The organism is Streptomyces xantholiticus (assembly GCF_014651015.1).
Lineage (GTDB): Bacteria > Actinomycetota > Actinomycetes > Streptomycetales > Streptomycetaceae > Streptomyces > Streptomyces xantholiticus.
Map to the genome: position 1 here is coordinate 158258 of NZ_BMWB01000007.1, position 12798 is coordinate 171055.

Annotated in this window: 11 protein-coding genes and 1 pseudogene; 5 read left to right on the forward strand and 7 right to left on the reverse strand. The window is 68.7% G+C overall.

What is annotated here, in order from left to right; all coding sequences use genetic code 11:
• The first annotated feature begins 195 nt into the window (after window positions 1–195).
• A complete protein-coding gene (gene ppc, locus IE198_RS14150; protein WP_189886368.1) occupies window positions 196–2925 on the forward strand; it encodes a phosphoenolpyruvate carboxylase in 2730 nt (909 codons plus the stop codon).
• Between the two features lie 82 nt (window positions 2926–3007).
• Here the strand turns inward: ppc and IE198_RS14155 are convergent, their stop codons facing one another.
• From IE198_RS14155 to IE198_RS14175, 5 genes are all read right to left on the reverse strand, one after another.
• Entirely contained in the window at window positions 3008–3709 is a 702-nt protein-coding gene (locus tag IE198_RS14155) for an LPXTG cell wall anchor domain-containing protein (protein WP_189886370.1), read from the reverse strand.
• Between the two features lie 206 nt (window positions 3710–3915).
• A complete protein-coding gene (locus tag IE198_RS14160) occupies window positions 3916–4386 on the reverse strand; it encodes a hypothetical protein (protein ID WP_189886372.1) in 471 nt (156 codons plus the stop codon).
• Between the two features lie 183 nt (window positions 4387–4569).
• Window positions 4570–5454: an RpnC/YadD family protein gene (locus IE198_RS14165; RefSeq protein WP_189886374.1), complete on the reverse strand. Its 885-nt coding sequence runs from the start codon at window positions 5452–5454 to the stop codon at window positions 4570–4572.
• 32 nt (window positions 5455–5486) lie between these two features.
• Window positions 5487–6383: a helix-turn-helix domain-containing protein gene (locus tag IE198_RS14170; RefSeq protein WP_189886376.1), complete on the reverse strand. Its 897-nt coding sequence runs from the start codon at window positions 6381–6383 to the stop codon at window positions 5487–5489.
• 293 nt (window positions 6384–6676) lie between these two features.
• A complete protein-coding gene (locus tag IE198_RS14175; protein WP_189886377.1) occupies window positions 6677–7108 on the reverse strand; it encodes an ATP-binding protein in 432 nt (143 codons plus the stop codon).
• Window positions 7109–7253: 145 nt separating this feature from the next.
• On the opposite strand from IE198_RS14175, the pseudogene IE198_RS14180 reads away from it, so the two are divergent.
• The 3 genes and pseudogenes from IE198_RS14180 to IE198_RS14190 all read left to right on the forward strand — a co-directional run bounded on the left by IE198_RS14180 (window position 7254) and on the right by IE198_RS14190 (window position 10091).
• Window positions 7254–8116, forward strand: a pseudogene (locus IE198_RS14180) (helix-turn-helix domain-containing protein).
• Window positions 8113–8319 (forward strand): DUF397 domain-containing protein, encoded by a 207-nt coding sequence (locus tag IE198_RS14185; RefSeq protein ID WP_189886379.1) that lies wholly within the window; start codon window positions 8113–8115, stop codon window positions 8317–8319. Before IE198_RS14180 ends, IE198_RS14185 begins: the two are co-directional and overlap by 4 nt.
• 71 nt (window positions 8320–8390) lie before the next feature.
• A complete protein-coding gene (locus tag IE198_RS14190) occupies window positions 8391–10091 on the forward strand; it encodes an immunity 49 family protein (RefSeq protein WP_229833918.1) in 1701 nt (566 codons plus the stop codon).
• 71 nt (window positions 10092–10162) lie between these two features.
• Here the strand turns inward: IE198_RS14190 and IE198_RS14195 are convergent, their stop codons facing one another.
• Window positions 10163–10813: a DUF7691 family protein gene (locus tag IE198_RS14195; RefSeq protein WP_189886381.1), complete on the reverse strand. Its 651-nt coding sequence runs from the start codon at window positions 10811–10813 to the stop codon at window positions 10163–10165.
• A gap of 285 nt (window positions 10814–11098) precedes the next feature.
• Here IE198_RS14195 and IE198_RS14200 point away from each other — a divergent pair, with 285 nt between their 5' ends.
• Complete coding sequence (locus IE198_RS14200) at window positions 11099–11785, forward strand: hypothetical protein (protein ID WP_229833920.1); 687 nt, start codon at window positions 11099–11101, stop codon at window positions 11783–11785.
• A gap of 161 nt (window positions 11786–11946) precedes the next feature.
• On the opposite strand, the gene IE198_RS14205 is transcribed toward IE198_RS14200, so the two are convergent.
• Window positions 11947–12798 carry an immunity 49 family protein gene (locus IE198_RS14205; RefSeq protein WP_189886386.1) on the reverse strand — a complete coding sequence of 284 codons (852 nt, stop codon included), beginning with the start codon at window positions 12796–12798 and terminating at the stop codon, window positions 11947–11949.

Genomic DNA, 12798 nt, shown 5'->3' on the forward strand with positions numbered 1-12798 from the left:
AGAGCGGGGACGGACGCCTGGCTACGGTTCCGTAACCTACGGCGACGTAAGTATGGCAGCGCCGAGCAGCGCGGCAAGAGACCTGTGGACAACGCCGCGAAAATGGACACCTATCCTGTGTCACGTCGGACAGCGCGGTCCGCAAGCCTCCAGTACCCCTCCAGACGTGCTCAAACACTGCAAGGAGCCGCACCTGTGAGCAGTGCCGACCAGACACCCACAGCCAGTGCAGAACTGCGTGCCGACATCCGCCGACTGGGCGATCTCCTGGGTGAGACCCTCGTCCGCCAGGAGGGCCCGGAACTCCTCGACCTCGTCGAGCGTGTCCGAGCCCTGACACGCACCGACGGTGAGGCCGCAGCACAGCTGCTGGGCGACACCGACCTGGAGACCGCGGCCAAGCTGGTCCGCGCCTTCTCCACGTACTTCCATCTCGCCAACGTCACCGAGCAGGTGCACCGCGGCCACGAGATGCGCGAGAAGCGCGCCGCCGAGGGCGGCCTACTGGCCCGCACCGCCGACCGGCTCAAGGACGCGGACCCGCAGCACCTGCGCGAAACCGTGAAGAACCTGAACGTACGGCCCGTCTTCACCGCCCACCCGACGGAGGCGGCCCGGCGTTCCGTGCTGAACAAGCTGCGCCGCATCGCGGAGCTGCTGGAGAACCCGGGCATCGCGGCCGACCGGCGCCGCCACGACCTGCGGCTCGCCGAGCACATCGACCTCATCTGGCAGACCGACGAGCTGCGCGTCGTCCGGCCCGAGCCCGCCGACGAGGCCCGCAACGCCATCTACTACCTCGACGAACTGCACGCGGGCGCCGTCGGCGACGTACTGGAGGACCTCGCCGCCGAGCTCGAGCGCGTCGGCGTCGAGCTGCCCCCGGGCACCCGGCCGCTCACCTTCGGCACCTGGATCGGCGGCGACCGCGACGGCAACCCGAACGTCACCCCCGCCGTCACCTGGGACGTGCTGATCCTCCAGCACGAGCACGGCATCACCGACGCCATCGAGGTCATCGACTACCTCCGCGGCCTGCTGTCGAACTCCATCCGCTACGCCGGAGCCACCGACGAGCTGCTCGCCTCGCTCGGGACCGACCTGGAGCGGCTGCCCGAGATCAGCCCCCGCTACAAGCGGCTCAACGCGGAGGAGCCCTACCGGCTCAAGGCCACCTGCATCCGCCAGAAGCTCGTCAACACCCGCGAGCGCCTCGCCAAGGGCACCCCGCACGAGGAAGGCCGCGACTACCTGGGCACCTCCGAGCTCATCGCCGACCTCACCGTCATCCAGACCTCGCTGCGCGCACACCGCGGCGGCCTGTTCGCCGACGGCCGCATGGACCGGGTCATCCGCACCCTGTCCGCCTTCGGCCTGCAGCTCGCCACCATGGACGTACGCGAGCACGCCGACGCCCACCACCACGCCCTGGGCCAGCTCTTCGATCGGCTCGGCGAGGAGTCCTGGCGGTACGCGGACATGCCGCGCGAATACCGGCAGAAGCTGCTCGCCAAGGAGCTCCGCTCCCGCCGGCCGCTCGCCCCGACCCCGGCCCCGCTCGACGCCGCCGGCGAGAAGACCCTCGGCGTCTTCCACACCGTGAAGGAAGCCTTCGAACGGTTCGGCCCCGAGGTCATCGAGTCGTACATCATCTCGATGTGCCAGGGCGCCGACGACGTCTTCGCTGCCGCCGTCCTCGCCCGTGAGGCCGGCCTGATCGACCTGCACGCCGGCTGGGCCAAGATCGGCATCGTGCCTCTGCTGGAGACCACCGACGAGCTCAAGGCCGCCGACGTCATCCTCGAGGGCATGCTCGCCGACCCCTCCTACCGCCGGCTCGTCTCGCTTCGCGGCGACGTCCAGGAGGTCATGCTCGGCTACTCCGACTCCTCCAAGTTCGGCGGCATCACCACCAGCCAGTGGGAGATCCACCGCGCCCAGCGCAGGCTCCGCGACGTCGCCCACCGCCACGGCGTACGGCTGCGCCTCTTCCACGGCCGCGGCGGCACCGTCGGCCGCGGCGGCGGCCCCTCGCACGACGCGATCCTCGCCCAGCCCTGGGGCACCCTCGAGGGCGAGATCAAGGTGACCGAGCAGGGCGAGGTCATCTCCGACAAGTATCTGATCCCGTCCCTGGCCAGGGAGAACCTCGAGCTGACGGTCGCCGCCACGCTCCAGGCCTCCGCACTGCACACCGCGCCCCGCCAGTCCGACGAGGCACTCGCGCGCTGGGACGCGGCCATGGACACGGTCTCCGACGCCGCGCACGCCGCGTACCGCAGGCTGGTCGAGGACCCGGACCTGCCCGCGTACTTCTTCGCCGCCACCCCCGTCGACCAGCTCGCCGAACTCCACCTCGGCTCGCGGCCCTCCCGCCGCCCCGACTCCGGTGCCGGCCTCGACGGACTGCGGGCCATCCCGTGGGTGTTCGGCTGGACCCAGTCGCGGCAGATCGTGCCCGGCTGGTTCGGCGTCGGCTCCGGGCTCAAGGCGCTGCGCGAAGCGGGCCTCGACACCGTCCTGACCGAGATGCACGAGCGGTGGCACTTCTTCCGCAACTTCCTCGCCAACGTCGAGATGACCCTGGCCAAGACGGATCTGCGGATCGCCCGCCACTACGTCGACACGCTGGTGCCCGACCATCTGAAGCACGTCTTCGAGACCATCGAGGCCGAGCACGCCCTCACCGTCAGCGAGGTGCTGAAGGTGACCGGGAACGACGAACTGCTCGGCTCCAACCCGGTGCTGCAGCAGACGTTCTCCATCCGTGACGCCTACCTCGACCCGATCTCCTACCTCCAGGTCGCCCTGCTCAAGCGGCAGCGCGATGCGGCCGAACGCGGTGAGGAGCCGGACCCGCTGCTGGCCCGCGCCCTGCTGCTGACGGTCAACGGTGTGGCGGCCGGTCTGCGCAACACCGGCTGATACACGGACATGCGGGTGCCCCCGCCCGCCGCTGTGAGTCAGCGGCGGGCGGGGGCACCGTCGTTTCAGTGACGCTGTCGTTTCAGTGACGCCGTGCCGTACGGCGCCGCGCCAGCAGGTAACCGCCGACGGCGACCAGAGCCGCGGCGGCGGCACTGAGCGCACTGACCGGCGCACCGGCACCCGTCTCCGCCAGGTCGCCGGAGGCGCCGTCGGCCGACGGCGCGGGGGCGGCGGTTTCGGAGGCGGCCGGTGACTCGTCCGGGGCGGCCGGAGCGTCGTCGCCCGGCTTGTCACCGGGCTTCTCGCCCGGCTTCTCGCCCGGCTTGTCACCGGGCTTGTCACCCGGCTTGTCCTCGCCCGGGGTCTCCTCGTCGGTGCAGTCGACCTTGAAGACCTTGTGCTTGGCGGCGCTGCTCTTCTGGCCGTCGAAGGTCCAGAACAGCTTGTACTGGCCGTCCGCGAGCGTCATCTCCTCGGTGCGCTCGTGGCCGGAACCGTCCAGGGTCAGGGACCCGGACTTGACCACAGTCGCCTTGGCGAGGTCGTTCACCGCCCACGCCTGGATCTCCCAGTCGACCTTCTGGGCACCGTCGAACTGGAAGCTGTCGAGGTAGAACGTGCAGACCTTGGGGTTGTTGCGGTGGTCGTACTCGCCCGTCGCGATGTCGTGGATCTTGACGTTGCCGTTGTCGCCGGGCGGGGTGGCGAACGCGGCGGGGGCGGCCGTCAGCGAAAGCGCTGCGGCGGCCAGCAGGGCGCCGGTGCAATTGAGCATGCGCATGGGGCAGTCCATGGGTGAGAGGGAAGGCCGTGGGGGGCGGCTCAGCGTCCCGGTGAACCGGTGCGCGGGTCAAGCTGCCGAGCGCCGTATCCGCACCAAGAGTTCCCGCTCGTCCCGATAGTCCTGATAACGATCAGGTGAATGCATGATTCCGCCAAGGCACTTGGCTCCGGTCGACCCGCTTGCAGTGCCAGGGTCGACCCCGCTCACAGTGCCAGGAACGACGCCAGCAGCAGCGCCCCGCCGACACCCGCCGCGCCCCACGCCAGCCGCGTCAGCCGCAGACCGCCGCCGATCACCAGGGCCGACAGCAACAGCGCACCGCCCAACGGCACCCAGGCGTACAGACCACCGGCCGGCCCCGTACGCACCGCCTCGCCCGTACCCGGCTTCAGTACGACGGACAGCGTGACGCCCTTCTTCACCGAGACCGACTTCTCGATCGTCACCGCCGCCCGGTCCGGTGACGGAGCCATGGGCGTGTACGCCCCGGTGCAGGTGTCGTCGTCGCAGCGCGAGACGGCGAGCGTGCCGTGCTCACGGCCCTTGGAGAGCAGGATGTGCTGTGCGGTGCCCCACGACGACCAGAAGCCCGCGATCAGCAGCAGAAGGGCGACGAGCGCCATCGCCGCATTACGCGTGTGGACCAGCATCCGGCCGGAGGAATTCCGCTTCATGGGCCGTGATCCTTGGCCATGGGGCTACGCCGGGTCAACCTCGCGGGGTCGGTGACGAGAGCGTGCTCCTCCGGTGCGGTCGGGTGGCCCGCACCGCGCACGCCCGGGCAGCGGCCTACGGCTACCTGGGCGTGCGCTCGCCCGGGAGGAGCAACGGAAGGCGTCGCTCGCCGATGTCCGCTGCTACTCCGCGGTGAAGATCGCCTCGGTGGAGGCGGCGGTCACCGCGCGGCTGAGCCACGTGCTCATCAACTGCGTGTCGTCGCAGGTGGTGATCCGCTCGCGGGCCTCGTCGGGAACGGCGAGTCCCCGCTGCTGAAGGACGAGGAGGATGGCATCTGCGAGGCCTTTCGCGCGGCCTTCCGCGCGGCCTTCGTCCCGGATCTCCTCCGAGAGCGGAGACGTGTAGAAAGAAAGATCCACGGCCACCAGGTTCCTCCACTGATCTGCGGCCGGGCGGTTGCCCAGGCCCTGTGCGGTGAGTTCGACGATGGGGTCGGCTATGGCTTCCGGTGCGTCCCGAGGTGCGGCGGACAGCGTTTTCAGTATGGCACCGATGTCCGGATCGCCGGCGTGCGTGATGGCGGCCAGCGTGGCGAGCGCCAGGTCCTTCCGGGCTTCGGCCACGTCGACGATCACCGGCATGTTGTGCGGACCCACGACGAGGGGGCGCAGGGTGAGCGCAGGCCACTTTCGCGGGCCGATGGGTACGGGGCGCGAGGCCCATTCGGCGGTGGCCCGGTCCTGGCAGACGACCAGCAACAGTGGCGGCGTCCGGTACTTCGTGTACAGGAAGGACAGGTAATACGCCCAGCTCGCGGGTTTGTCCGGGTCCCTTTTCCCTTGGGCCTCGATGGCCAGGAGGAACGTCTCGTCGTCCTCGGTGTCGATGCGTAACAGGGTGTCGATGCGGCGTTCCAAGGGACGGGCCTCGGTGAGGTCGGTGGGCAGAAGTGTGGCCGAGACGGGTGCCGTGAAGGGGACACCGAGCACCTCGGAGACGCGGGAGAACAGCTCCGGATACTCCTGAAAGATGCGGTGCATCGCCTCGTGGGGAGAACTGACCATGGGGTGCCTTCGGTTGTGAGGGTGAGGACGGTTCAAGCGGCTGCCTGCGCCTCGCGGCAATCGCGGCAGCGGCCCGGCACCGGGCCGCGAAAGGCGCGGTCGCACCTGTCGCAGTTCTGGAGGGGGTTGCGGGCTTTCGGTGGGACGAGGGTCGGCAAGGGCGTCGGTAGGAGTGCGGTGAGGCGGTGGGCGAGAAGGGCGGCGGGCTGTTTCAGGCGTTCGGGCAGGTCGGTGGTGAGGGCGTGGCGTACGGCGTCGGGGTGGACTTCGCGTTCGAGCCAGGTGGCGACGGCGGGTGTCAGACGGCGGATGTCGTGCTCGGCCAGCAGCAGCCGCGGTTCGTGACGGCGCAGGCCGCCGAGGAGGTCGGTGGCCGCGCGGTGCCGCTCAAGGTCGAGGGCCTGCGGCTGGGGGAGCGGTGGACGCGGCGGCAAGGGCGCGGGTGGGGCGGGCGGCTCGGGCGCCACGGCCGGTTCCGGTGCCGGGGCGGCCTCCGCCACGGCGGCCGGTTCGGGATCCGGGGGCGGTACGGGTGCCGGCGTCGGTGTCGCGGCCGGGACGGCGGTGCACGGCCGGTTGTACGAGATCGTCCGCGTCACGACCTTGCCGTCGGGCAGCCGTTCCAGGGTGCGCGACAGGTAGCTGTGGTCCTCCAACTCCCGTAGCGCGGCGGCGATGCGGGCCTCGCTCTCGGGGAAGCAGTCGGCCAGCACCTTGATGCCGACTTTGGCCCCGTCGGGCAGCGACTGGATGTGGACGGCGAGCCCGATCGCGGTGAGCGACAACTGCTGGTGCTGGGCGAGGTGGTTGCCGACGATCGTGAAACGTGTGGTGTGGATCGCGTTGACGTGGATCACGCCGAAGGCGGTGACACGGCCGGGAACGCGGGACGTGGCGCGCGAGGGCGCGCTAACCTGCTGGGTATCCATCGGGAAGGGCCTAACTTCCTCGGTGGTCAGGCCCTCGATCGGGATTGCACTCCCGGCCGGGGGCCGTCGCATGTCTGTGGTTGTCGCCGCGAGCATATGCCCGCCAACCGGACGCAAATCCAGCCCAATTGGCCAATGTCACCCGTGCGAGTGACGGGGTGAGCGTGGGGCGGGGTGGGGTCGGGAGGGTTCTTTCCCCCGGTCCTTGAAGAAGTTCTTTCAAGCCTTTTGCGTCGTGCCCCGCCGCGTCGCGGAGAACCGCATCGCGGGAATCCGCGACCCGGCGGCGACGGTCACGGCAGCAGGTCGATATCCGCCCAAACCGTCTTGCGGGGCACGGGCCCTGGCGTGACACCCCAACTGTCCGCGAGCGCCTCGACGATCAGCAGCCCGCGTCCGCATTCGGAGGCATCGTCCGGTCCCGTGGGCCTTCTCGGCAGGCATTCGCCACGGGTGTCGGTGACTTCGATCCGAAGGCGCTTTCCGTCCTCCAGGACGGCGAGGTCGAGACGGAAGTCCCGCCCCGGTACGCGGCCGTGGAGGGCGGCATTGGCGGCCAGTTCGGCGACGACCTGAACCGCCGGCTCCGATTCGACGCCCCATCGGGTGAGTTGTGCTGCCGTCAGCAGCCGGGCGAGGCGAGCACCTCGGCGCGTGGGGGAGAGCAGCACGGTGAACTTCCGTACGGGAGCGGAAGATTCGGTTCGAGTGATTTGCGGATTCACATCACTCAGCGTGGCCGTCTCGCATCTACGCTGAACAGTAGTGACGTGCGTACGGACAGCGACTGTCCAGCAGTTGCCCCGGCCTGTCCACGCGGTACGGCGTCCAGCGCGAATCGGTACAGGCACGGGCGGAGGCGGGTGTCGTATGACAGCTGAGGTCAGCAGGGACTGCACGGCGGACGAGCCGGACCGGGACATCGACCTGGAGGACGACTCGGGCGCGGTGATCGCGGCGGTCGGCCGGCAGATCCGCCTCTGGCGCGAGGCGGCCGGCATGCGCGCGACCGAACTGGGCGCGGCGATCGGCTACGGCGAGAACCAGATCTACAAGGTCGAGACGGGCAAGCGGATCCCGAAGCCGGAGTTCCTGGACAAGGTGGACGAGGTCCTCGGCGCGGGCGGCAAACTCGCCGCGATGAAGAAGGATGTGGCGGAGGCCAGGTACCCGAAGAAGGTCAGGGACCTGGCGAGACTGGAGGCGGACGCGGTCGAGATGGGCGCGTACGACAACCACAACGTGAACGGGCTGCTCCAGACCGAGGAGTACGCACGAGCGCTGTACGAGATGCGGCGGCCCTCCTTCAGCCGCGACCAGGTGGATCGCTACGTAGCGGGCCGGATGGCGCGACAGAGATCCTCCAGAGGCAGCCGCTGACGACGCTGTCCTTCGTCCAGGAAGAGGTGACGATCAAGCGCCCTCTTGGAGGCAGGATGGTGGCACGTCGGCAGCTCGAACGCCTCTTGGAAGTTGGCCAGTTGCGGAACGTCGAGGTCCAGGTGATGCCGACGGACCGGGAGGATCACGCGGGGATGGGCGGGCCGCTCCAACTACTCAAGTTCGAGGACGGCAGTGCGGTGGCACACTGGGAGGGCCAGTTGTCCAGCCGTCTGATCTCCGATCCCAAGGAGGTTCGGATCGTCGAGCTGCGATACGGAATCATCCGGGCGCAGGCTCTCACCCCACGGGAGTCTCTGGCCTTCATCGAGAAAGCCCTTGGAGAGACATGACCGGCAAGGCTTCAGGCACAGACGGCTCCACGCTGAGGTGGGTCAAGAGCAGCTACAGCAGCAACGACGGCCCTGCGTGCGTCGAGGTCGCGGCGGCCACCGGCACGATCCACGTCCGCGACTCCAAGAACCCCCCGGGACCCCGGCTCGGCTTCACGTCCGACGCTTGGGCGGAGTTCCTGACGTACACGTCTGAGGGCTGACGAGCACGGCTTGCGGACCGCGAATGACCCGGTGTCAGGTCGTCGCGCACGCGGCTCGTAGAGTCGCAACGGTGAATGCAGACGCCGCCTTTGACACGCCGGACGCCCCTGACCGTGACCTGCCGATGCTGACCGCCGTACAGGCAGCACATCTGCGGGAACTCGCCGCGCCCTACACCGACAACAGCCACACCTACTCCCTGCAGAACCTGGCGCACATGTGCCGCCGAGCGCCGGAGGAGCGTTGGCCGGAGCTGGTGGAGACCCACTTCGCCCGATTGCAGGCGGCGGGCAACGGCGACGAGAGCGCAGCGGAACTGCTCAGCGGGGTGCATGCACGGCTGCTGCCCACCGAATCGATCACCCCGGACCTCGTCGGTGCCATGCGCTACGCGCGTGTGGTCGCCGACGGGCTCGTCTTCGCCTACGCCCTCGACCAGCCCACCACCGTGCGGATCCTCACCGACCCGGACGTGGAGCGGGCAGGGCTGGAGGAGCTGGGAGAGGCGGCGTACGCGAACCTGATGCGTATACCCGTCGAACATGAGGAAGTGGCCATCGAAGGACGGGCGTTGCTGCACTCCGTGTACGGCGACTCCCCGTTCGTCGCGAGCAAGGCGCTGTTCCTGTCCGAGCTGGCCCGGGAGGTCACCGGTGAACCACTCCCGGACGCCGGAGCCCTCGTTGCCGTGCCGACCCGGCACCTGCTGGCGTTCCACCCTCTCAGCGACGGGTCCGTCGCCGACGCCATCAACGACCTTTCTCAGTATGCCCTCGGTGCCTATCAGGACGGACCGGGTGCGCTGTCCCCTCGCGTCTACTGGTGGCACCGAGGAGGCCTTACGTCGCTCACCGTCATCGACCCCGAGACCCGTACCTTCTCCCTCCAGCCGCCGCCGGAACTGCTCGGCATCTTGAAGGGCCTGGTCCGCCTCGACCTGGCGGGGCGGCTCGCCGGCCGCGTCGCGGTCGACGCGCCGGACATCGACCAGCTCACGCACACCACGGCCGATGCGATAGCTCGGCTCGCACAGGACCGGCGTGGACTCGGCGACGCCTTCGCCTCCGCCCTCCAACTCGCCCACACCCATTGCGCCGTCGATCCCGACGTGGGCCGCCTCCCCGCCTGGGACGCGTGGGCCAGTGCCGTACAGCTCGGCTCCGCGCTGTTCACCGGCGCGCAGCCGCAGGAGTGTCACCTCGGCGGCGACCTCGTGCGGCAGCTGCCCGCCGTCCCCGCCGAGCCACCCGCGGACGCCCGCGCCTGGCTCGACGCCTTCTACGTCGCGGTCGTGTGCCGGCAGAGTGCCCGCATCGACCGGCTGTGCCAGGTGCCGCTGGAGGTCTTGCGTCAGGACGACTCGATCGACGAGTACGTCCTGCACTGGATCGACACGCTGCAGACCTACTGGGCCGAGCGCCCCATGGACAATGTGGTGGAGAAGCTGCTCGCCACCATGAAGACGTCCGCGCCCGACGCACTGACCCGGGCGCCGAAGGACTTCGTGAACCTGATCGACTACCAGCCGGTCGCCCTCTTCCATCGTCTGATCACCCGCGACCACGAGGCCTTCGCCGAAGCGCTGACCGAAGCCGTCGCACACCACGCCACCTACTGGGGCGACTCGCCGGCGCCGCGCGCCCGGGTGGCGCTCGGACCGCTGGCGATGGCGAGCCTGGCGTACGACCACGGGTTCCCCGTCGACCTGAAGCAGCCGTACCTGCCGACGCATCTGCTCAACCGCGAACGCATCGAGGAGATCCCGGGCTGAGGCTTCCGACTGGCGCCAGCAGCCGAGTTCCCCGCCGTCAGGTGGGGAACTCGCCAGCCGGCCCCACCCGGTCACGTGAGCTGGAAGAAGAGCGTGTCCTGGGTGTACCAGTCGACCTTCCTTGTCGCGCTCTCCCACTCGTCGTGCTCGAAGTCGAGCTTGTCGATGAGTTCTTGGACGTCGTACCGGAAGTCCGGGTCCATCCGGTCGAGAACGGCGCGGTAGGCGTCCGCGGCGGGTTTGGTCTTGGCCAGCGGCAGGTATCCGATGGCCGGATAGCCGTCCAGCGAGTGCGGTATATGCGGGAAGTCGTCGGGAAGCCCGCCATACAGGTAGCCGTGGGGCAGCAGGTCGGCAGGCACACCGAGGCGGCGCATCTCGTCGTCCACCAAGCCGAAGAACATGCTGGGCTTGGAGTAGGTGCCCAGGTTGTACGGATCGGACGCGTTGCGGTCGATGATGTGCTGAAGCGCGGAATGGTAGGCGTTGCCGGCGCACTCCGCGTCCGAGTCGGTGCGTCCGGCGATGAGGTGATCGAGCGCGTCCGGGATGGACAGGCCCCAGTCGACGCCCTGGCGATCGAGATCCTCCTGATGCGCCTGGGCATACTTGCGTATCCCGTCGAGACAGCGTCGCTGGTCTGCCGTGAGGTTGCCGTTGCTCCCCAGGTAGGCCAGGACGTCAGCCTTGTCCGCGGTCGAGTACGCGATGTTGTGACTCATGAGTGCAATCATGCCGAGCGGCACTGACATCCACCCGTCGGGGAGACGGAGTTGGCCGGGTCGCTTCTCGGCATGACGCGGCCCATGGTCAACGGCCCGGAGAGCTCCTCGCCACCGTCCCCCACGCAGCACGACACCGTTCGCTGCTGCGTCGGCGACCGTGTACCGGCTCCGCCGCCGCGGGCCAGATCCGCGGCCTGACGGACGCGGTCACTCCCGTTGCAGCCACGACGCAGCACCTGCCAAGTGACCTCTGAACACGGACCTGTACGGCGAGCCACCCACATGACCCTGAAGCCGGCGGCGTTGTCCCTCTGCCTAATGTGGCTGCTGCGCGAACAAAGCTCGACAGGAATGGCGGTGCTTGCCCCCGTGGGTGTGTCGATCGAGGTACTGATCGTTGACTGGGCACACATCGAGGCCTCTCCGCCGGACGAGCGGGCCGACCTCCTGGAGGAGGCTGCCTTCGGCCAAGACACGTGGCCCAACGCAGACGAGGGCTGGACCTGGCCCACACGGCCTGCCGCCGACTGGTACGCGAGCTATGAGTTCTCCCGGACGCTCGGCTCGTACAAGCCGCACTTCTGGGCGGGTGAACGGTGGGAACGGCTCCGCGACTTCGCGAATCCGCAGCTTCGGGGCAGGTTGGACCGCTTCGCTTCTGTACTGTTCTGGCACGGCCTCGAGTACATGGAGGACATCGATGCGGAGCAAGTACCCGAGCGGTCGAGCCCTTGGCCGGTGAACACGCTCATGTGGAGCTCGCCCATCGAGGCAGCAGAGCTGAAACTCCTGTGGGAATGCGTATCCCCGCAGCTGGAAGCACTGCGCGAACCGTTCGACCGGCACGTCGCGCGTCCAGAGGGCTGGATCAACGACTTCGATTCGTTCGTGACTTTCCTGGAAGGGTGGAACGAAGTCGTCACCGCCGCGCACGCCAGGGGATGGGGAATCGTGGGGCTGCGCTGCTGATCAGCGGGGCTGCTGTCCGGGGAGCTTACGAGGAGCCCCTCATGTTGCAGGGGAGTTGAGGTTCACGGGAACCGAGAAGCGGACGTACGACGCCGAGTTCCCCGAGGGAGCTGTACGCATCGTGATCGAGACGGGAAGGCCGATACCGCAGGTCGGCCCTCTTACGTGGGGAACTCTCCACACCAGTTCCGCTTGATCAGGACGGCAGGCAAGTACTCGGATTCGACCTCGATGGAGATGCCCGCGTCGTGGGCGAAGCAGGCAATGGCAAGGGGGGCGAGAGCGACGAGGCCTGGGGCCTGGACAGACCGGCTCTCCTCACTCCAGTACTCCTTGTGCCACTGCAGGGCGTTGGTCAGTGCCTGGGTGAAGCCGGCCTGGTCCTTGCGGATGATGCGATGTAGCAGTTCCATCGGCGGGTACAGCAGCTTGCCCACCGTCTCCGGGTCGGCGACGACTTGCGGGTCCGTGGCGTCGACCGCAGCAACCAGCTTCTGGCCGAGGTCGGGCCCGCCGAGCCAATAGGTCTGAAGAGTGTCGATCCAGGCGTAGTGGTACTCCTCGAAGCGCGAACCGTTCTCCCGAAGCAGAGACATGGGCACCTGACTCAGGGCTGTGATCCTGTCCCGCTCCCGACACACCACAGCCAGGTAGAACGCATTGATCCAGGCACCCGGAGTCACGTACCACTGTGGACCTGTGGCCTGAAGTGTGCGGTCCTTGTGCGCGATACGGCACTGCACCTGCTCTTCGACCGTGGTGGCGGCGGCGAACACGGCGGAGCCGACTTGCATCGCGGTGGCCCAGGCGTCCCACGTGGGGAAGATTGCCGCCCGCGGATCCAGCAGGCAGCGCGAGTGCGCCAGGGTCAGCGTGATGCGCTGGGCGTCGCCCAGATCAGTGGAGTCAGCCTCGAGTCCGTCGATCAGCTCCTGTGCGTTCTCCTGGAGTACGGCGAGGCCTTCTTCCGCGTTCCCTGTGGGAAAGGGGTGGCGGGGGATGATCGAGACCAA